An 18,851-nucleotide genomic window follows, 5' to 3' on the forward strand; every position below is an offset into this window, starting at 1 on the left:
GCTGACTCCGAGACCGCCTCCGCGGTCTCGGAGTCGGTGACCCGGACCCCGTCACCACGATCGGGGGGACGCCATGAGCATCACCACAGATCCGAGCACCGACACGCGGTCGGATGCCGAGCTCGCCGACGCGACGCGCAGCGGAGACGCCCGAGCGTTCGCCGTGCTGTGGCAGCGCCATTCCGAGGCGGGGCTCCGCGCGGCCCGGGCAGTGACGCGTTCCATCGACCCTGACGACCTCGTCAGCGAGGCCTTCACGAAGACGTTCAGCGCGATGCAGAACGGCGGCGGACCGACCGATGGCTTCCGGGCGTATCTCTACGCCGCCATCCGCAACGCCGCCGCGACGTGGGGCGGCAAGCAGAAGGACATCCCGATCGAGTTCATCGAGGAGATCCCCGATGAGGCCCCCGACGCGATCGAGCAGCTGTCGGACAAGACGATGCTCGCGGCGGCGTTCAAGAATCTGCCCGAGAACCACCGCACCCTGCTCTGGTACCTCGAGGTCGAGGGCATGAAGCCGCGCGAGATCGCTCCGCTGATGGGACTGACTCCGAATGCCGTGTCGGCGCTGGCTCTCCGCGCTCGCGACGGATTCCGCCATGCCTGGCTGGATGCGCTCATCGCCGACCCTTCCCGTCCCGAGGAGTGTCGCTGGGCGTGCGGGCGGCTCGTGCGCCGCTCTCGCCGCCCGGTGAGTCGGCACGAGCGCCCCCGCCTCGAATCCCATCTCGAAGGGTGCGCCGGCTGCACGATCATCGCGCGAGACATCGACACGGCCTCGTCGAAGCTGCGAGCCGTGCTGCTGCCCCTCGCACTCGGCAGTGCCGGCGCCGCCGCCTACGCCGCTCTCGAGCCCGGCGCGGCAGCGAGCGCCTCCGTCATCGGACCGTCCGCCGCCCTGCGGACCCGCCGCGTGCTCACCATCGGGATCGCCGCGGGAAGCGCGGTCGCCCTTGCGGCGACGGTCGCCGTGGCGATGGTCGGCCCCTGGTCGCAACCCGCGGCAGACGGCGACCGTGGTGAGGCGTCCGGGCCCGCCGCCCGACCAATCGCCCCGACTCCCGGTGCCACACCCGCGACGGACGACGACACGTCACCGACGCCCCCACCTGTCGCACCGCTCATTCCTGCTCCGGTGGAGCCGCCAGTGCAGCCGGTCGTCGAGACGACTCGGCAGGACACACCTGTGCGCGCCGTTCCGGAGCCGCCGAGCGCCCCGGTGGCCGCACCGCCGGCGGCGGGCCCTCCGGCGACCAGACCCCCCGTAGCGACCCCGCCGGTCGAGGTCCCGCCGGTCGAGACCCCGCCCGTGTTCGCGATCGGTCCGGACGGGTGGGACACCAGCAGTCCCCTCGCTGTCTCGGTGAGCGGCACCGGCATCCCCGGCAGCACGGTCGCCGTCATCGACGAGCTCGGCTCCGTCCTCGCCCAGGCGACGGTCGACGGCGACGGTGAGTTCACGCTCTCCGTCGCGGGAGGCGAACTGAGGCAGGGCATGACGCTCACGGCCCAGCACACCTCACCCTCCGGCGACGTGGGCCTCAGCGAGCCGGTCGGACCCCTCGCATTCCCCGTGCCGGTCATCTCTGGCGATCAGCCCCGCCCCCACCTCGAGCGGGGGGATGCTGACGCCGACGGCGAGCAGGACGACGCGCTCGTCACTCTCGAGGGCATCCCGGGCGGCTGGGTGCAGGTCGCCGTCGACGGCGTCGTGGTGCCCCACCTCATCGCCATCGACGAGGTGACCTCCGACGACTACATCCCCGACATCCACCTCGGATTCCACCTGCTCACCCTGCGATACGTCGATGCGGAGTCGGGCGTCACCGGTCCTGGAGCCGACTACGCGGTCGTCGTCACCCCGGGCGGCAAGTGACGTCCGGGCACGGATCCGACCGGAATATTGGTTGCGGCGTCAGGAACGGGCGTCGTCAGCGTCTTGATAGTGGGACGAGAAGCCGGCCCTGGGGACCTGAGTCGACTTCGTGTCCGAGAGCTCGCGTTCCCCTACGGACGCGGCACTAGCGGGTGGGGCTGCTCCCCAGTCCCACCCGCATTCCCTTCCGCACCCGTGTGGGGGCCTACAGCCAGCCCTTGCGCTTGAACGCCCAGTAGAGCCCGACGCCCATCGCCAGCATCAGAGCGACCGCCATGGGGTATCCGAGCGTCCAATGCAGCTCGGGCATGTGGTCGAAGTTCATGCCGTACACCGTGCCGACGAGCGTCGGGGCGAACAGGATCGCCGCCCAGCCCGAGATCTTCTTGACCTCGTCGTTCTGGCGGATGCTCAACTCGGTCATCCGCCGCATCTCCTCGTTCTGCCGCCGCGCCACGATCGTGGACTCGACGGTCAGCGCGTTGTCGAGCACCGTGCGGAAGGTGTTCGCGCGCTCCGACACACGCAGGGTGTGGTCGAGCACGTCGCGCAGGTACCGCTGCAGTTCCTCGTCGACCTCGTACTTCGTCGAACCTCGCAGCAGCGAGTCCAGCATGCCCGCGAGAGGCTGCACCGCGCGCTGGAAGTCGATCACCTCACGACCGAGTTCGTAGATGCGCTGCGTCGCGTCGACCTCGTCCTCGAAGAGCTGGCTCTCGATCTCGTCGATGTCGTTCTCGAGTCCCGACAGCACGGGTGCGTACTCGTCGACGACCTCGTCGAGGATCGCATAGAGCACCGCCTCCGGACCGAGCTTCAGCAGACCGGGGTCGTCTTCGAGTCGGCGTCGCACCCGCCCCAGGTCGGGAGACTCCGCGTGGCGGATCGTCACCACGAAGTCGGGCCCCACGAGCACATGGATCTCGCCGAACTCGACCTCCTCCGCGGCATCCAGATACCGGGCGGATCGCAGCACCATGAACAGCACGTCTCCGTACCGCTCGAGCTTCGACCGCTGGTGACCCGAGAGCGCATCCTCGACGACGAGAGCGTGGATGCCGAACTCGTCGGCGACCTCGCGGATCTCGGCTTCGCTCGGCCGGTACAGACCTATCCAGCTCATGCCGCCGCGCTCGCGCAGCACCTCGAACGTCTCACTGAGGCTCCGCGGATTCTCGGTGCGGACCCCGTCGACGTAGATCGCGTTGTCGATGATCGCCATCGGCGTTCCCTTCGTCGGTATGCCGCGGCGGTCGTGCGCCGGGCCCTAGGCGGCCGGCGGTGCGACGCAGGCGACCGCCGAGTCCGTGATGGCCTGGTGATACTGCTCGGCCGTGAACGGAAGCCCGAACTCGGGAGCGGTCTCACCCGCGGCTGCAGGCACCTTGGAGGCGATCGCCGCGAGCTCCCACGCCAGGTACATCGCGGTCGTCGCGCCGGTCGTCGAGTTGTTCAGCGACACCGCGACCGTGAAGCCCGTCTCGGGGTCGGAGAACGCCGACGTCTGATACCCGGGAGTCCAGCCCGCCTGTCCGACCATCGAGCCGACGAGCAGAGCGCCGCCCGTGGCCTGGAGCCAGGAGGGAGCCTGGGGGCCCTGCGGCAGGGGAGCTCCGAAGCGGTTCGGCTCGTCCTTCGTGCGCAGCTTCTGCGCGGCTTCGGCCTGGGCGTACCGACCGAGATCCTCGATCGTCGACACGACGCCGGAGTCGGTGTAGCCGGTGCTCGACGAGAGCGTGGTGATGTCGACCGGGGCAGCACAGTCGTACCCGCCTTCGACGGGCGTCAGGTAGTGCCCGTTCATGACCGGTCCGTCAGAGGGCGGGGCCGGGGCCGGCGAAGGCAGCGACGTCGCCGAGAGACCGAGCGGCTGGGTCACGTACTCGGCGATCAGCTCGGACGCCGTGCGGCCGGACGCCCGCTCGAGTGCGAGTCCGAGCAGCAGGTAGCCGGCATCCGAGTTCGTGTAGGTCGTCTTCGGAGTGGTGCGTGGGGCGCCGAGGCCGTACGCCGCAAGCTCGAGGGGTGCCCACACGCGCTCGGGGGTGGTGAGCCATGCGGCCTGCGCGGTCGCCTCGGACGAGCCGACGCCGCTCGTGCTGTTGCACAGGTCGAGCAGCGTGATGTCCTTCATGTCAGCGACGCCCGAGACGTGGTCGGGCACGGGGTCGTCGAGATCGACCACGCCGTCATCGGCCAGACCGTAGAGCACGTCGCACGTCATGAGACGCGTCATGTCCGCGATCCGGAAGGACATGTCGGTGCTGATCTCTTCGTCGCCGCCGGGGGTCTGGGCGCCGAGACCGGCGACCCAGCTGCCGCTCCACGGAGCCCACACGCCCACGACGGCGCCCGAGGCACCCGATGCGGCGAGCGCGTTGGTGATGGCCGCCTCCATGGCGGCGACCGTGTCGTCAGGCAGAGGGCCGTCGACCTGGGACGGAGGCTGGTAGCTGAACTCCGGTTCGGCCGTGCAGCCGGTGAGGAAGAGCCCGAGCGCGGCTGCGCCGGCCACTGCTGCGCGGAACGTGCGCGACGAGAGAAGCTGCATGAAAGGGGACCCCCGGAAGACGTGTCTCCCGAGTCTAGAACGCCCATCCTGAAAGAAAGGCATCACCGAACGCCGTTTAGGGTGATCACCATGCCCCACACGTTCGATGCCGACGTCGTCTCCGCGATCCTCCGCCACATGAACGGCGACCACACCGATGACAATCTGCTCATCACGCGCGCCTTCGCGCCGGCCGGAGGGTCTCAGTCGGACGAGATCACCGACGCCGTGATGACGGACCTCGACGGCGACGGCGGAGTCTGGAAGGTCACCCGCTCCGGCGAGGCCTCAGAGCTTCGCATCCCCTGGCCCTCCGGTCCGATCACGGAGCGCCCCGCCGTGCGCCGCGAGGTCGTCGCGCTCTATGATCTCGCCTGCGAGAAGCTCGGGGTCGAGCCGCGTCCGCACGCATGACGCTCGGCTCAGCGAGGGGTTTCCTTTCAGGTTAGGCGACCCTTACACTGGGCACATGTCCGAGATCCTCTCCTTCTCCGCAGCCCTCCGTGAGCGCTCCTCCGGTTCGCACTCGCGCAGCGAGGGTGCCGGCTTCATGTCCGACCTGCTCAAGGGCGAAGGATCGCGCGAGGACTACATCGCGCTCGTCGCGCAGCACTACTTCATCTACGAAGCCCTCGAGGGCGCGGGCGAGCGCATGCGCCAGGACCCCGTGGCATCCGTCTTCCTCAGCGACAAGCTGACCCGCCTGCCCGCGCTCGAGGCCGACCTCGAGTTCCTCCTCGGGGCGCACTGGCGCGATGTGATCGTCGCGCTGCCGACCACGCAGCGCTACGTCGAGCGCATCCGCCAGGTCGGGGCGACCTGGGCCGGTGGCTTCTTCGCGCATCACTACACGCGCTACCTCGGCGATCTGTCGGGCGGCATCTTCATCGGACGCGTCATGGCACGCCGCTTCGGCTTCGAGACCAACGGCATCGGCTTCTATCTGTTCGACGACATCGCCGACCCGTCGGCGTTCAAGGACGTCTACCGCGAGCAGCTCGACTCCGCCCCCTGGGACGACGCCGAGCGCGAGCGCGTGATCGACGAGGTCCTGCTCGCCTACCGGTTCAACACCGAGCTCTTCGAAGACCTCGACCGCGCACGCGTCGCCGCCTGACGACGAACGGGCTCAGCCCTTCCCGACCTCGGGAGTGGATGCCGCGAGCCACGCGTCGCGCATGAAGCGGCGCACATCCTCGTCGACGCGGATGTCGCTCGGGCGCAGCGCCCTCGACAGGTAGAGCCCGTCGAGGGACGTGAGCCGAGACAGCGCCACATAGGTCTGCCCTGGAGCGAAGGCGCCTGAGCCGAGGTCGATGATCGCGCGGTCGTAGGTCTTGCCCTGCGACTTGTGGATCGTGACCGCCCACGCGAGGCGCAGCGGGAACTGGGTGAACTCGGCCACGACGTCACGGCTCAGCTTCTTGGTGCTCGGCTCGTAGGAGTATCGGAACCGCTCCCAGACCGCGGGCTCGACATCGACCTCTTCGCCGTCGATCTCGACGCGCACGGTCTCTCCGAGGATCCGCACGACCGTGCCGATCGTGCCGTTCACCCACCGCGGCGGCTCGCCCGACATCGAGGTGTCGTTGCGGAGGAACATCACCTGCGCGCCGATCTTGAGCTTGAGCTCCGACTCGGCCGGCAGCGACGCCTCGCCCTTCCCGAACTCGCCGCTGACCTCGGCACGCGCCGTCTGCTCCTTGCCGGGCAGCGCTGCGAGGTGGCGGCTGTTGATGGTGTTCACGATGTCGTTGCGGGTGGCGAGGGTGATCATCGGCACCTCTCCCGGCTCCGGGTCCGGTGGTGTGCGCGCGCCCTGCGTGTTCAGCACTCCCGCGATCTCCGCGGTGACCCGCCCGTACCGCACCGCGTTCAGCATCGCCTTGAAACCGTCATCCGACTGCCGGTGGATCTGCACGAGCTCGCGCACGTGCAGCTCGGCCCGGGTGTCGACGGCGAACAGTCCCCCGTCGTCATCGTCACCCTCACCGCCGGCCGGACCCGCCCAGACCTTGGCATCGAAGAACCAGAACGAACGGTAGTGGTCCTTGACGTAGCGCAGCTCGTCGCCGCGCGGCGGCACGGGAGCCAGCTGATACGGATCGCCGAACATCACGATCTGCACTCCGCCGAACGGGATGCCCCGCTTGCCCCGCGCCTGACGGAGCGAACGGTCGATCGCATCCATCAGGTCGGCGTTGACCATCGAGATCTCGTCGATCACGAGCGTCTCGATCGCATTGAGGATCCGTCGCGTGTTGTCGTTCTGATCGATGTCCGAGTCGCCGATCAGTCCGATCGGCAGCCGGAACAGGGAGTGGATCGTCTGACCCTCGACGTTGAGCGCGGCGACGCCGGTCGGCGCGCAGATGGCGATCTGCTTCTTCGTGTTCCACGAGAAGTACTGCAGCAGCGTCGACTTGCCGGTGCCCGCTCGACCGGTGATGAAGACGTGCTCGCTGGTGTCCTCGATCAACCGGAACAGCTCTTGCTGCTCTTCGGACAGGGCGGGAAGCGACACGGTTCTCTCACACGGACGGAGGCGGGAATGCACGGCGAGACCGTGCCTCCCCATGCTACGTGGCGGCGCCGCCCGGCATCCGAGGAACACAGCGATCGCGGCCGACGCACACCGACTCACGCACGGCGTCGTCCCAGGCCACGCTTCTAGACTGACGCCATGCAGCAGGTCGAGACGAAGGCGCCCCGGCGCTCGCGCCTCGCTGCCGATCTCGCGCTCCTCGCGGTCATCGGCCTCGTGCTCGTCGCCGCTCTCGGTGCAGGTGGAGCCACCCTGTACCAGCAGTTCTACGGGCCGTCGGCGTTCGTCGTGCGCTACCTCGACCTGCTCTCGGAAGGACGAGCGGCTGACGCTCTGCGCGTGCCCGGCGTCGCGATCGATCGGGAGACCCTCGAGATCGCCGGCATCGGAGCCACCGCGTCGGAGGCGCTGCTGCGTCACTCGGCACTCGCGCCGCTCACCGACGTCGAGGTGCAGTCGGAACAGGCCGACGAGTCCGGCAAGACCGAGGTGACCGTGTCGTACGAGGCGAGCGGGCACGCCGGCACCACCACCTTCACCGTCGAGCAGGACGGCTGGGCGGGGGTCACCCCCAACTGGCGCTTCACGACGAGCCCGCTGGCCGTGGTCGAGCTCACGGTGCGCGGTGCCGATCAGTTCGCCGTCAACGGCTTCGAGATGGATCGCCGCCAGGTCTCACCCGCCGGGGCGGAGGCCGCACCCCTCGATCCCCTTCCCCTGCTGGTCTTCACGCCGGGGCTGTACTCGGTCACCGTCGACACTGCGATCGCGGAGTCCGAGGGCATCGGCGTCCTCGCCGACACCCCGCTCGCCACCACGCCCGTCGACGTGCAGACCGAGCCCACCTCGGACTTCGTCGCGGTGGTGCAGCAGCGGGTCGAGGAGTTCCTCACCGCCTGCACCACGCAGGAGGTGCTGCAGCCGACCGCCTGCCCGTTCGGCCTCGAGGTCTCCAACCGCCTCGCCTCGCTGCCGAAGTGGTCGATCGCCGCACAACCGCAGGTGAGCGTCGTGCCCGACGGCGGACACTGGAAGATCCCTCCGACGGATGCCGTCGCGCACGTCGACGTCGAGATCCGCTCGCTCTTCGACGGCTCGGTTCAGGAGCGGTCGGAAGACGTCCCGTTCCAGGTGAACGGATCGATCACGATCCTCCCCGACGGCAAGGTGTCGATCCGGGTCGGATCCCCCGACGAGGAGTCCACGGGCTGACGCCCGCCGGGAGCACGGTCACCGCGCGTCGCGCTCCGCCTGACGCAGGTCGCGCTCGGCGAGCGCCGCGAGCTTCTGGTTGTACTCCTCGAGCTCGGCCTCGCCCGTGCGGTCTGCATGACGGTCGCGGCGCTTCTGCAGCTTGGTGTCGCTGCGGCTCCACTGGATCGCCACGGTGATCGCGAGGATCAGGGTCGGGATCTCTCCGATCGACCACGCTATGCCGCCGCCGATGTACTGATCCTCGATGGGCGTCGGGCCCCAGGTGCGCCCCATCGACCCGAACCAGTCGGCGACCATCAACCCCTCCTGCATCATGATCGCGACGCCGAAGAAGGCGTGCATGGCCATGATGGCGATCAGGGTGATGAGGCGCCCCGGGTAGGGCAGACGGTAGGGCACCGGGTCGGCGCCGACCAGGCTCAGCACGAACAGGTAGCCGGAGATGAGGAAATGCGCGACCATCCACTCGTGGCCGAGGTGCTCGAACATCGACCAGCGCACCAGGTCGGTGAAGTAGAACGCCCACAGCGACAGGATGAAGATGCCCGCCGCCACGAACGGGTGGGTGACGACCTTCGAGAACGGCGAGTGCACGGCCCACATGATCCATTCGCGACCACCGCGGGTGCCGTCGTCGCGCTTGTGGATCGCTCGAAGGGCCAGCGTGACCGGCGCCCCCGAGACCAGCAGCAGCGGGATCGCCATCGACAGCATCATGTGCCCCAGCATGTGCACGCTGAAGAGATACTCCTGATACGCGTTGATCGGGCCGCCCGTGACCCAGAGCAGCATCAGCATTCCCAGCACCCAGAACACGGTGCGGTGGATCGGCCAGCGGTCACCACGGAGCCGCAGTCGGCGCACGCCGGCGAGGTAGAGGAAGAGGCCGAACCCGGCGGCCACCAGCCAGAGCACGTCGATGTCCCACGCCGTGAACCAGCGGTCGATCGTGAACTCCGGCGGCAGCGGGGAGCGGGTGAGGTTCTCGGCGGGGGTCTGCACGAACGCCGCCTCCTCGCCGGTGGGCGGGGGCGTGCGCGCGAGCGCGGCGGCAGCTCCCGAGGCCAGACCCATCAGAGCGACCTCGCACAGCACCAGCATCCAGAACCAGCGCGCGGCTCCGTCGTCCTCGAGCCGAGGGATCAGGCGGGTGCGATACCAGGCGCCCAGCATTCCCATACCGACGAGGAGCACGACCTTCGCGAGCAGGATGGTGCCGTACGGCGTCCAGAGCTGCGAGATGTCGCCGAATGAGACGACGGAGCGGGCGAGACCCGAGATCGCGACGACGGCGAACGCGGCGATCGCGAGACTCGAATAGCGGCTCACCAGCTGCGCCGTGCCCACGCCCGAGCGGTCGCGCAGGATCACGACGAGCAGCAGGCCGCCGAGCCACACCGCCGCGCCGATCGTGTGCAGCAGGATCGAGTTCACCGCGATGTTGTGACCGGCGAGCTCCCCGGAGTGACCCTGCGTCGCCAGCGGAAGGAAGGATGCCGCGGCGAGGATCGCCGTGATGAGCGTCGGCGTCCACGTGCGCCACGCGAACGCGAGCACGGTGATCACCGAGCCCATGATGGTGGTGATCAGCCAGGACTGACCGAGCGGCAGCTGCAGCAGGAATCGTCCGAGCTGCTCACCGAACTCGCGCTCGGCGCTCAGCTGCGGGTTGAAGGCCGCCATGAAGGTGAAGAATCCGCTGATGCCGGCGGTGACCGTGAAGACGGCAGCGCCGGCCGAGGCCGTGTTGAGCGCCGTGTCGAATGACTTCTCCTCGCTGCGCAGGGCGAACAGCGCCAGCACGAGCGAGCCCAGCATCGCCGCGGCCGCGATGTTCATCACGAGCTTGACGATGGGGGTGGCCCAGCGCACGAAGGGACCCGGATCCTGCAGAAGCAGCGGAGCCGCGCCTCCGCCGATCACGAGGGCGAAGATCACGCCGATCAGTCCGGTCGCGAGCAGGATGCCGATTCCGGCCGCGCGATACGCGGAGCGGGTCGGGGTCTGCACGGCGCGGGCACTCACCCCTCCAGCCTAAGCCGCGGATCGGGGGAGGACGCACGAAGGCCGCCCCCGACGGATCGGGAGCGGCCTTCGAAGAGGTGCGGTCTTACTTGACGGCAGCCTTGAGCTTGGAACCAGCGGTCACCTTGACGCGGTGGCCGGCCGGGATCTTGATCTCGGCGCCGGTCTGCGGGTTGCGGCCCGTGCGAGCTGCGGTCGCGACCTGCTCGAACGAGATCCAGCCCGGGATCGAGACCTTGCTGCCCTTGGCAACAGCGTCGGAGACCGAGGAGAACAGCGCGTCGAGGACACCCGAGACGGTGGCCTGGCTCTGGCCGGTGGCAGAAGCGATGCTCGCGACGAGCTCGGTCTTGGTGATGGACTTGTCAGCCATGTCATCCTCCAGCGACGAGGTTCCCGTCGCATCGTTGTGGTTCAGAGGGCTGCTGCCCTCCGTTGGTCGAGTGACCGCCTTGAATGTACCAACCACCACCCACATTTCCGCGTCATTTCGCGGGTTTTGGGCTTTTCGGCGGCGTGTCGTGGGGCAGAAGTGACGAATGTGACTCGTGGGGCATCGATTTCAGCGCGCCCGTCGGCCTCATCGTGGGAAGGAGATCTCTTGCCGCGAAGGGGCGGAATCACCGTTCGATCCTTGCGTGAGAGAGATCTCCTTCGCTCGGCGCGCGCAGATCAGCCCGGGCGACGACGCGTCTCAGGTCGGTTCGGCCGTCGTCGTGGCGGTCGGGGATGCGTCGTCGGCCGTGGCGGAGGCCATCGCGGCGCGGCGCTTCGCACGACGGGTGCGGGTCTCCTTCGACAACGGGTACCGGGCGTCCAGCCGGGGCTCGAGGACGATCCGACGCAGCGCAGTGAGGATCACGTACCCGCCCACCCAGTAGGACAGGAACAGCACGAGTCCATACGAGAACGTGAAGCTCAGCAGCGTGCACACGATGCCGATGCCGACATAGAGCCAGGTCCAGGCGTGGGCGATGCGATCACGCGCGGCCTGCTGGTCATCCGTGCGCTGCTGCAGCGAATCGACCCGGCTGCTGAGTGCCTCATCGTCGATCGTGGCGAAGAGGTCCCGCACCGGCACCTGCAGCGCATCCGCGACCAGAGACAGCGTCTCCAGGCTCGCATCCTGTCCGGCTTCCAGGCGCTGCACGGTCCTGAGTCCCACGCCGCTCTCGGTCGCCAGTCGTTCCTGAGTCCACCCCTGCGCCTGGCGCAGTTCCGTGATTCGTGTCGTGTTCATGTCCTCCATGCTCTCCAGCGGCCCCGATCCGCCGCCACGCCACCGAGCCGCCAGTCAGCCGCCAGCTGGCCGCCATCGACCCGCCGCCCCGTCGCCGTCGCCGTCGCCGCGTCAGAGCGGGCGGTGGGCGGCGACCACCGAGCGTGCGGTGCGCTCGAACGCCGGCGTGACCCGCTCGTCTCCGTCGAGGTACCCGCCGACGAGCGCGGCGTCGCGCAGCAGCACGAGGGACGCCGCGACATCGACGGGGCTCTCGAGGCCGGCCTGCTCGGCGACGGCCTGGAGCGTCGAGCGGAACCACTCCCGGTGCTCGTCGATCAGCAGACGGACGGCACCGTCGGCATCCGGATACTCCGCTGCCGCGTTGATGAACGGGCAGCCACGCGTGTGCCGGAGGCGGATGTCGGCGGCGATGCCGTCGATCACGGCGTCGACCAGCTGCGCAGGATCCGTCACCGCCTCGCCCGCGTCGGCGAACATCGCGCGGAGCATCTCGTCTTCGTTGCGCAGGTACGCGAGGACGAGGTTCTCCTTGCCGCCGAACTGGTTGTAGAGCGTCGCCCTGGTGACCGCGGCCTCATCGATGATGCGGTCGACGCCGACCGCATGGATCCCCTCTTCGTAGAAGAGCCTGGTGGCAGTGTCGATCAGCCGGGTGCGGGCTGCGCTGGGCCGCTTCGGAGCCGTCGTCGGAGCGGAGGTGGGAGTCGTGGTCTTCATGATGATCCCTCTCATCGTGTCATCCGATTCGGGTTTTCGGGAATAGGTTGTGCTAGATAGAACGTTCGGTCTACTATCAGCGTAACGCACTCGCACCGGGCGGGGCAGACACAGGAGAAGAAACGATGAACAGCACCGACAAGACCCCGATCGTCCTGATCCACGGACTCTGGATGACGCCGAAGAGCTGGGACACGTGGGCCGAGCGGTTCCGCGCGCAGGGCCACGAGGTGATCATCCCGGGATGGCCCGGGATCGACGACCGCTCCGTCGAGGACATCCGCCGCGACCCGTCGGCCCTCAAGGGGATCGGCCTGAAGCAGATCGCCGACAACTACGAGCGCATCATCCGTGCGCTTCCGGTCAAGCCGATCATCATGGGCCACTCGTTCGGCGGCGTGCTTACCCAGATGCTCGCCGACCGCGGCCTCGGCGCCGTCTACGTGGGCGTGGCCCCGGGACAGACCGCCGGCGTCACCGCACTGCCCCTCTCGACCCTGTGGACCGGAACGCCGATCCTCTCCAACCCCTTCGGCATCAACGGAGCCAAGCCGCTGTCGAAGCGCCACTTCCACTTCACGTTCGGCAACGACCTCCCCCGCGCAGCATCCGACGCCCTCTGGGAGGAGTACGCCGTGAACTCCTACAACAAGGTCTTCTTCGAGGGCGTGACCTCGGTGCTCAACGAGAAGGGCGGAGTCACCCACGTCGACTACGCACGCGCCGACCGCGCCCCGCTGCTCGTCATCACCGGCGAGATCGACCACGTCGTGCCCCCGGCCATCGGACGCGCGATCGTGAAGAAGTATCACTCGTCCGGCAGCACCGCCATCGTCGAGTACAAGGAGTATGCGGGCCGCACCCACCGTCTCGTCAGCCAGGACGGCTGGGAGGAGATCGCCGACTACGCGCTCACCTGGGCGGTGGAGCACGCGACAGCATCCGTCGCCTGATGCGGGGCGCTGCGGCGCCTCGGAGCGCATCCGCGATACGGAGAGCGCCTCGATGTGCGAAGGAGATCTCGCGCAGCGAAGGACTGGATGACGCATTCGGTCCTTCGCTGGGTGAGATCTCCTTCTCTGCAAGCGAGGACATCAGCCGAGATGCCTGCCCTGAGCGACCGCATCCATGATGATCGCCTGCACTTCTGGCCAGCGAGCCATGATCTGCTCGTACCCGAACCGCAGCACGTGATAGCCACGGAGCATGAGCTGTGCGTCATGCTCGATGTCAGCCGTCCGCTGTGCTCCGACGTGTGTCGCTCCGTCGATCTGAATCACCAGGCGCTCGCCGATCAGGAGGTCGACACGGTATCCGTGCAGCCACGCCTGCTGCACCATCGCAAGACCCAACCACCGCAGCCTCGACACGAAGATCGTCTCGAGACCCGAGTCCGAGAAGGGCCTGGCGGATTCGAGCAGCTCCCGGGCGGCGGGCGGCAGCTCGAATCGCGACAGCACACGCTCGTCGACGAGCCCCTTGTTCAGAGCCGACTCCCAGATCACCAGGGCGGTCTCTCTCGGCTGGCAGCGCGCCACCACGACGAGGGTGTTGACGAGCCCGTCGACGGTGGAGTCGGGGTCGCGCTGAACCACCGGGCGCGACCAGTGGACGACGACCTGCGACGGCACCCGCACGCGGGCGGCATTCGGGCGGGCAGCCACGTGGACGGACGATGCGTTCGGCACCCACAACCCCATGCGCTCGGCTGCGGTGACGCAGGTGATGACGACCCCGCGAGTCGCGGCGCCCACGACGATCGGGTCGGCGTCGGGCAGCGCAATCCATCCTCGACGGATCGATCTCACCGCACCGAGCTCCTTCGCACGGCGCAGTGTGTGAGCGCTCACCCCGAGTGACCGAAGTCGCTCGACGCGCGCGACCCCACCCTGACGTTCGAGCTCGGTGACCGCATCCATCAGGCGATACTCCCCCGTGGTCGGCTTCCGAGGAGGCCGCGCACCCGGCCCCTGTAGAGAACCGTGAACTCGGCCCCTCGGTGCAGAGCGACTGCTGCGAAGGAGATCTCATGCAGTGAAGGAGCGAATGGCGCAGCATCCCCTTCTCAGCGAGAGATCCCCTTCGCAGCGAGCGCCGCAACACGAGTCGCGGATGCCGGGATGCGGATGCCGGGACACAGGCTCGGGCATAGCGAAAGGGGCGAGGATCCGAAGATCCTCGCCCCTTTCGGCTTGTCTGCTGAGACTTACCAGCTGGACTTGGTGACACCGGGCAGCTCGCCACGGTGTGCCATGTCACGGAAGCGGACGCGCGAGACGCCGAACTTCGTGAGGACACCGCGGGGGCGGCCGTCGATGACGTCGCGCGAACGCACGCGAGCCGGCGACGCGTTGCGCGGCAGCTTCTGCAGGCCGACGCGTGCGGCCTCGCGGGCCTCGTCGGTGGCGTTCGGGTCGACCAGGGTCTTCTTCAGCTCGGCGCGACGCTCTGCGTAACGCTCGACGATGACCTTGCGCTGCTCGTTGCGAGCGATCTTGCTCTTCTTAGCCATTGATCAACGCTCCTCTCGGAATTCGACGTGCTGACGGATGACCGGGTCGTACTTCTTGAGCACGAGGCGGTCGGGGGTGTTGCGGCGGTTCTTCTTGGTCACGTACGTGTAGCCCGTACCTGCCGTGGAGCGCAGCTTGATGATCGGACGTACGTCCTGAGCCTTCTTGGCCATTAGAGCTTCACACCCTTCGCCTGGAGGTCCTTGACCACGTTCTCGATGCCGCGGACGTCGATCACCTTGATGCCCTTGGCGGACACGTTGAGCGTGATCTTACGACCGAGCGAAGCGACGAAATAGGTCTTCTTCTGCACGTTCGGGTCGAAGCGACGCTTCGTCCGGCGGTGCGAGTGCGAGACGTTGTGACCGAAGCCGGGAACAGCTCCTGTCACCTGGCACACTGCTGCCATGATGTGACTCCTTCTATACCGTGAGACCGGACGGTCTCACCCAAGATCCCTTGTCTGCGCGCCACCCCGCATCGCCGATCTCTCGGCCGAAGAAGGGGAAGCACGCGAACTACGCACAGGAGTGTGCGCAGACAAAGAGTCAGTTTAGCACGACCCCGAGTCAGACCCGAACGACCTCGAGCAGCAGCGCCGCCCCCGGCGCGAGCAGGGGCAGGGGCACCCCGACCGCCTCGAAGAACGCGCCGGTCGCCTCGATCCCGGCATCCAGCCAGGCGGGGTCCGAGACCTGATGCCGCGTCGCGGTGCCCAGCTCGTCCCGCACCCGCAGCCGGTAGCGCCCGCCGGGCTGCAGTCCGGGGATGCGGGTGCGCGGCGTGAACGCGTCGACCGACGCACCCTGCCGCACCCACGCGAACACACCGCGCGAGCCGTCGACCGCGACGACGCCGTGCAGCAGCGTCTCGTCGTCGACCTCGTCGCTGCGCACGGTGACCCCGGAGTGCAGCAGCGGCCGCAGCTCGCGATAGAGCGCCGTCCAGCGGGTCAGCGCCTCCCGCTCGTCATCCGTGCACCGCGTGATGTCCCACTCGATGCCGGCGTGCCCGAACAGCGCGGTGGCCATGCGGAACGGCAAGGATGCCGCGCGATGCGTCGTCTCGGCGACCGGCGGACCGACGTGAGACCCCACGACCTCCGGGGGCACGAGAGTGCCTGTCCAGCGCTGGATCTGCTGCCGTTCGATCGGATCGTTCGAGTCCGAGCCCCAGACGCGCTGGGTGCGCTGGAGCACCCCGAGGTCGACGCGGGCTCCGCCGCTCGCGCACGACTCGATCTCGAGAGAGGGATGCCGCTCGCGCAGCGCGTCGAGCAGGGCGTAGAAGGCGGCCGTCTGAGCATGCACGGACGCGCGGCCGGTGTGCGGCGACACCGCGGCGTGCAGGTCGCGGTTGTGGTCCCACTTGATGAAGTCGATGCCGATCTCGGAGACCAGGGCGTCGATGCGCTCCAGCAGGTGGGCCGCAGCATCCGGGTTCGCCAGGTCGAGCACCTTCTGATGCCGCCAGGTGGGCGCGTCGGGCGCGGCCTGCAGCACCCAGTCCGGATGCTGCGCGGCGAGGTCGGAGACCGGGTTCACCATCTCAGGCTCGAACCAGAGACCGAACTGCATCCCGAGACCGTGCACCTGATCGGCGAGCGGCCGCAGCCCCTCCGGCCACTTGGCGTCGTCGATGAACCAGTCGCCGAGTCCTGATCGGTCGTCGGGCCGTCCGCGGAACCATCCGTCGTCGAGCACGAACCGCTCGACGCCGACGGATGCCGCAGCCTCGGCCAGCTCGATGATCTTCGCGGGGTCGTGGTCGAAGTACACGGCCTCCCAGGTGTTGAGCACGAGAGGGCGCGGCGTCGTGGGGTGTGCGGAGAACGCGCGGACGGTCTGATGCAGGCGGGCCGACACGGAGTCGAGCCCGCTCTCGCCGTAGGCGAGGAACACCTGCGGCGAGACGTAGGTCTCCCCCGCGCCGAGCCGGATCTCGCCGGGCAGCAGCAGTTCTCCCCCGCCGAGCACCGCCCCGTGAACGCCGGCACCCTCGGGAAGACGCTCGACGCCGACTTCGAGGTCCCCGCTCCACGCGACGTGCGCGGTCCACAGTTCCCCTCGGCGGAAGCCGAACCCGTCGGTGCCGATCGCGGTCAGGTACGGGGCGTCGTGGCCACCGCGACCGCGGCGCACCTGACGCAGGTGCGCTCCGTGGCGCAGGGCGCCTCGCTGTGGTCGCCGCTCGCCCGTCCAGCGTCCGGTGTGATCGAGCACCTCTGTCGCATGCGCGGGGATCGGCAGCAGGATGCGCGCGGCGAGCAGGTCGAGCGGCTCGGCAGCATCCGCCGTGCTCGTCACCGACACCTGGGCGGTGAGCACGCCGACGGCATCCAGCTCGAGATCGAGGACGACGGATGCGCCGGCCGCGGGATCCGCGAACTCCCCGCGCAGCGATGACTCCGTCGCCTTCCACCCGGTCGAGCGCAGCAGCGGAGCGCTGTGCAGCCCGCCGCGGTGCCACGCGAGCGCCGGGGCGCCGGACCATCCGTCGGCTTCGACAGCCAGCAGCGGGACGGTGCGCGAGGCGTCGAACGAGCTGAACGTCACAGCCCCGGTCGACGACACGGCGAGTGCGTCGAGGTCGGCGGTGTCGAGCGCCGCGCCCCAGTGCAGCAGTCGCGCACTCGTCGTGTCGATGACGACGCTGACGCCGGCCGAGGTCAGGTGGACGAGTTCACTCATTGCCGCTCCAGACGAAAAGGGGGAGGCCCGCCCGTGAGCATACGGGCGGGCCTCCGAGGGGTGTTACTCCGTGACGGGGATCGATGCGGCCTTGAGCGCGTCGATGGTCGCCGTCTGGCCCTTCTCGATCGCGTCGAGCAGAGTGCCGTTGCCCGAGACCGCGGCCTTGAAGCCGTCGGACACGTCCGAGTAGGTCTGGGTCATGGTCGGGCCCCACGCGAAGTCGGGCGAGACCTGGGTGGCGGCGTCGGCGAAGACGTCGTAGATCTTCTGTCCGCCGTAGAACTCGACGCCCTCGGCGTAGACCGGCAGCTCGAGACCGGCTGTCGTGGCCGGGTAGAGGTTGGCGGCCTCGGCGAGCGCGGTCAGCGCCTCATCCGACGTGTTGAGCCACAGCGCGAACTTCGTCGCCTCGTAGACGTGCTCGCTGCCCTTGAGGACAGCGGTCGACGACCCGCCCCAGTTGCCGGCCGCGGTGCCGCCGGCCTCCCACTGCGGCAGCGGTGCGACAGCCCAGGAGCCGGCGGTGTCGGGGGCTCCGCTGGAGATCGAGTTGGCGCCCCAGACGGCGGAGTTCCAGGTCCAGACCTGACCGGAGTTGTAGGCGTTGTTCCACTCGTCGGTCCAGGCGGGAACCGTGGCGACGAGGTCGTCGTCGAGCATGCTCTGCCAGAAGTCGGCGACCGTGGTGGTCGCGTCGTCGGCCAGCGACACCGTCCAACCCTCGTCGTCGCTCGAGAACCACTGAGCGCCGTCCTGCCAGGCGAAGCCGGCGAACTGGTTGATGTCCGACTGCGAGAAGTTGGTGATGTATCCGCCGAGGTCACGGATCTTCACGGCCGCCTCGCGGTACTCGTCCCACGTGGTGGGGATCGCGATGCCGTTCTGCTCGAACAGGTCGGCGCGGTAGAACAGCGCCATGGGGCCGGTGTCCTGCGGAACGCCGTAGACGCCCTCGGTGCCGAGGGTGACCTGTCCCCAGGCCCAGTCGACGAACTGGTCCTCCGCGGCGACGACGTCCTCACAGCCGCTGAGGTCTTCGAGGCCGTCCTGCACGAGGAAGTTCGGCAGCGCGTCATACTCGATCTGACCGAGGTCGGGCGCATCGCCGGCCTTGATCTGGTTGAAGAAGTTCTGGTACGTGCCGCCGTTGCCGTTCGGGCCGGTCTGCACGTCGACCTGGATCTCGGGGTTGGCCTCGTTCCAGATCTCGACGACGTCTTCGATGCCGGGGATCCAGGAGGTGAACTCGAGCGTGACGTCGCCGTCCGCCGGGGTGCACGCGGCGGCTTCGCCGCCGGTGCCGGAGCTGTCTCCGCCGGACGCCGAGCAACCGGCGAGCGCGAGTGCCGAGATGGCGATGACAGCGGCTGCCTTCATCTTCGAATGCTGCATTTCGATCCTTTCGTGGATGCGATGGGGGTGGTGCGGTAGGGATGGTGCGGTGGTGCGGGCCGCCCGGTCGGTCCGGGC

At 68.6% G+C, this 18,851-nt stretch carries 18 protein-coding genes; 5 read left to right on the forward strand and 13 right to left on the reverse strand.

What is annotated here, in order from left to right:
- Positions 1-73 precede the first annotated feature (73 nt).
- Positions 74-1,879: a sigma-70 family RNA polymerase sigma factor gene (locus ASE34_RS18250; protein WP_056275371.1), complete on the forward strand. Its 1,806-nt coding sequence runs from the start codon at positions 74-76 to the stop codon at positions 1,877-1,879.
- Between the two features lie 205 nt (positions 1,880-2,084).
- Here ASE34_RS18250 and ASE34_RS00420 read toward each other — a convergent pair whose 3' ends face one another.
- Together ASE34_RS00420 and ASE34_RS00425 are read right to left on the reverse strand one after the other, a co-directional pair.
- Positions 2,085-3,101 (reverse strand): magnesium and cobalt transport protein CorA, encoded by a 1,017-nt coding sequence (locus ASE34_RS00420; protein ID WP_053098117.1) that lies wholly within the window; start codon positions 3,099-3,101, stop codon positions 2,085-2,087.
- 45 nt (positions 3,102-3,146) lie between these two features.
- Positions 3,147-4,430 (reverse strand): serine hydrolase domain-containing protein, encoded by a 1,284-nt coding sequence (locus ASE34_RS00425; protein ID WP_056275374.1) that lies wholly within the window; start codon positions 4,428-4,430, stop codon positions 3,147-3,149.
- A gap of 90 nt (positions 4,431-4,520) precedes the next feature.
- Between ASE34_RS00425 and ASE34_RS00430 the strand changes: the two genes are divergently transcribed.
- Positions 4,521-4,844, forward strand: coding sequence for a DUF2470 domain-containing protein (locus ASE34_RS00430; protein WP_056277548.1), 324 nt, complete (start codon positions 4,521-4,523; stop codon positions 4,842-4,844).
- Between the two features lie 55 nt (positions 4,845-4,899).
- Positions 4,900-5,547 carry a heme oxygenase (biliverdin-producing) gene (locus ASE34_RS00435; RefSeq protein ID WP_056275377.1) on the forward strand — a complete coding sequence of 216 codons (648 nt, stop codon included), beginning with the start codon at positions 4,900-4,902 and terminating at the stop codon, positions 5,545-5,547.
- Positions 5,548-5,559: 12 nt separating this feature from the next.
- Here the strand turns inward: ASE34_RS00435 and ASE34_RS00440 are convergent, their stop codons facing one another.
- Positions 5,560-6,954 carry an ATP-dependent DNA helicase gene (locus ASE34_RS00440; RefSeq protein ID WP_053098120.1) on the reverse strand — a complete coding sequence of 465 codons (1,395 nt, stop codon included), beginning with the start codon at positions 6,952-6,954 and terminating at the stop codon, positions 5,560-5,562.
- A 159-nt stretch (positions 6,955-7,113) separates the two neighbouring features.
- Here ASE34_RS00440 and ASE34_RS00445 point away from each other — a divergent pair, with 159 nt between their 5' ends.
- Complete coding sequence (locus ASE34_RS00445) at positions 7,114-8,187, forward strand: hypothetical protein (protein ID WP_056275381.1); 1,074 nt, start codon at positions 7,114-7,116, stop codon at positions 8,185-8,187.
- Between the two features lie 18 nt (positions 8,188-8,205).
- Here ASE34_RS00445 and ASE34_RS00450 read toward each other — a convergent pair whose 3' ends face one another.
- The 4 genes from ASE34_RS00450 to ASE34_RS00465 form a co-directional block, all read right to left on the reverse strand.
- Entirely contained in the window at positions 8,206-10,215 is a 2,010-nt protein-coding gene (locus ASE34_RS00450) for a cytochrome c oxidase assembly protein (RefSeq protein ID WP_082297919.1), read from the reverse strand.
- 85 nt (positions 10,216-10,300) lie between these two features.
- Entirely contained in the window at positions 10,301-10,588 is a 288-nt protein-coding gene (locus tag ASE34_RS00455) for an HU family DNA-binding protein (protein ID WP_042541574.1), read from the reverse strand.
- 321 nt (positions 10,589-10,909) lie between these two features.
- Complete coding sequence (locus ASE34_RS00460; protein ID WP_082586520.1) at positions 10,910-11,455, reverse strand: helix-turn-helix domain-containing protein; 546 nt, start codon at positions 11,453-11,455, stop codon at positions 10,910-10,912.
- 111 nt (positions 11,456-11,566) lie between these two features.
- Entirely contained in the window at positions 11,567-12,175 is a 609-nt protein-coding gene (locus ASE34_RS00465; RefSeq protein ID WP_056277551.1) for a TetR/AcrR family transcriptional regulator, read from the reverse strand.
- A 125-nt stretch (positions 12,176-12,300) separates the two neighbouring features.
- On the opposite strand from ASE34_RS00465, the gene ASE34_RS00470 reads away from it, so the two are divergent.
- Positions 12,301-13,128 carry an alpha/beta hydrolase gene (locus ASE34_RS00470; RefSeq protein WP_056275384.1) on the forward strand — a complete coding sequence of 276 codons (828 nt, stop codon included), beginning with the start codon at positions 12,301-12,303 and terminating at the stop codon, positions 13,126-13,128.
- A gap of 141 nt (positions 13,129-13,269) precedes the next feature.
- On the opposite strand, the gene ASE34_RS00475 is transcribed toward ASE34_RS00470, so the two are convergent.
- The 6 genes from ASE34_RS00475 to ASE34_RS00500 form a co-directional block, all read right to left on the reverse strand.
- Positions 13,270-14,094 (reverse strand): endonuclease domain-containing protein, encoded by an 825-nt coding sequence (locus ASE34_RS00475; RefSeq protein WP_056275388.1) that lies wholly within the window; start codon positions 14,092-14,094, stop codon positions 13,270-13,272.
- Between the two features lie 287 nt (positions 14,095-14,381).
- Positions 14,382-14,687 carry a 30S ribosomal protein S14 gene (gene rpsN, locus ASE34_RS00480; RefSeq protein WP_042540535.1) on the reverse strand — a complete coding sequence of 102 codons (306 nt, stop codon included), beginning with the start codon at positions 14,685-14,687 and terminating at the stop codon, positions 14,382-14,384.
- Positions 14,688-14,690: 3 nt separating this feature from the next.
- On the reverse strand, positions 14,691-14,861 hold the full coding sequence (gene rpmG, locus ASE34_RS00485; RefSeq protein WP_017203558.1) for a 50S ribosomal protein L33: 171 nt from the start codon (positions 14,859-14,861) through the stop codon (positions 14,691-14,693).
- Positions 14,861-15,097 carry a 50S ribosomal protein L28 gene (gene rpmB, locus ASE34_RS00490; RefSeq protein WP_042540533.1) on the reverse strand — a complete coding sequence of 79 codons (237 nt, stop codon included), beginning with the start codon at positions 15,095-15,097 and terminating at the stop codon, positions 14,861-14,863. Before rpmB ends, rpmG begins: the two co-directional genes overlap by 1 nt.
- A 160-nt stretch (positions 15,098-15,257) precedes the next feature.
- Positions 15,258-17,378 carry an alpha-galactosidase gene (locus ASE34_RS00495; RefSeq protein WP_056275391.1) on the reverse strand — a complete coding sequence of 707 codons (2,121 nt, stop codon included), beginning with the start codon at positions 17,376-17,378 and terminating at the stop codon, positions 15,258-15,260.
- Between the two features lie 63 nt (positions 17,379-17,441).
- Complete coding sequence (locus ASE34_RS00500) at positions 17,442-18,773, reverse strand: ABC transporter substrate-binding protein (RefSeq protein ID WP_056275394.1); 1,332 nt, start codon at positions 18,771-18,773, stop codon at positions 17,442-17,444.
- Positions 18,774-18,851 lie beyond the last annotated feature (78 nt).

It is taken from the genome of Microbacterium sp. Root280D1, from assembly GCF_001428975.1.
Classification (GTDB): Bacteria; Actinomycetota; Actinomycetes; order Actinomycetales; family Microbacteriaceae; genus Microbacterium.

Excerpts from the sequence above, each read along its gene's own strand:
- ASE34_RS00420 (WP_053098117.1), bottom strand. The coding sequence starts at position 3,101 with ATGGCGATCATCGACAACGCGATCTACGTCGACGGGGTCCGCACCGAG.
- ASE34_RS00430 (WP_056277548.1), top strand. The coding sequence starts at position 4,521 with ATGCCCCACACGTTCGATGCCGACGTCGTCTCCGCGATCCTCCGCCAC.
- ASE34_RS00500 (WP_056275394.1), bottom strand. The coding sequence starts at position 18,773 with ATGCAGCATTCGAAGATGAAGGCAGCCGCTGTCATCGCCATCTCGGCA.
- ASE34_RS00445 (WP_056275381.1), top strand. The coding sequence starts at position 7,114 with ATGCAGCAGGTCGAGACGAAGGCGCCCCGGCGCTCGCGCCTCGCTGCC.
- rpsN (WP_042540535.1), bottom strand. The coding sequence starts at position 14,687 with ATGGCTAAGAAGAGCAAGATCGCTCGCAACGAGCAGCGCAAGGTCATC.
- rpmG (WP_017203558.1), bottom strand. The coding sequence starts at position 14,861 with ATGGCCAAGAAGGCTCAGGACGTACGTCCGATCATCAAGCTGCGCTCC.
- ASE34_RS00455 (WP_042541574.1), bottom strand. The coding sequence starts at position 10,588 with ATGGCTGACAAGTCCATCACCAAGACCGAGCTCGTCGCGAGCATCGCT.
- ASE34_RS00465 (WP_056277551.1), bottom strand. The coding sequence starts at position 12,175 with ATGAAGACCACGACTCCCACCTCCGCTCCGACGACGGCTCCGAAGCGG.
- ASE34_RS00475 (WP_056275388.1), bottom strand. The coding sequence starts at position 14,094 with ATGGATGCGGTCACCGAGCTCGAACGTCAGGGTGGGGTCGCGCGCGTC.
- ASE34_RS18250 (WP_056275371.1), top strand. The coding sequence starts at position 74 with ATGAGCATCACCACAGATCCGAGCACCGACACGCGGTCGGATGCCGAG.
- rpmB (WP_042540533.1), bottom strand. The coding sequence starts at position 15,097 with ATGGCAGCAGTGTGCCAGGTGACAGGAGCTGTTCCCGGCTTCGGTCAC.
- ASE34_RS00435 (WP_056275377.1), top strand. The coding sequence starts at position 4,900 with ATGTCCGAGATCCTCTCCTTCTCCGCAGCCCTCCGTGAGCGCTCCTCC.
- ASE34_RS00460 (WP_082586520.1), bottom strand. The coding sequence starts at position 11,455 with ATGAACACGACACGAATCACGGAACTGCGCCAGGCGCAGGGGTGGACT.
- ASE34_RS00425 (WP_056275374.1), bottom strand. The coding sequence starts at position 4,430 with ATGCAGCTTCTCTCGTCGCGCACGTTCCGCGCAGCAGTGGCCGGCGCA.
- ASE34_RS00470 (WP_056275384.1), top strand. The coding sequence starts at position 12,301 with ATGAACAGCACCGACAAGACCCCGATCGTCCTGATCCACGGACTCTGG.
- ASE34_RS00495 (WP_056275391.1), bottom strand. The coding sequence starts at position 17,378 with ATGAGTGAACTCGTCCACCTGACCTCGGCCGGCGTCAGCGTCGTCATC.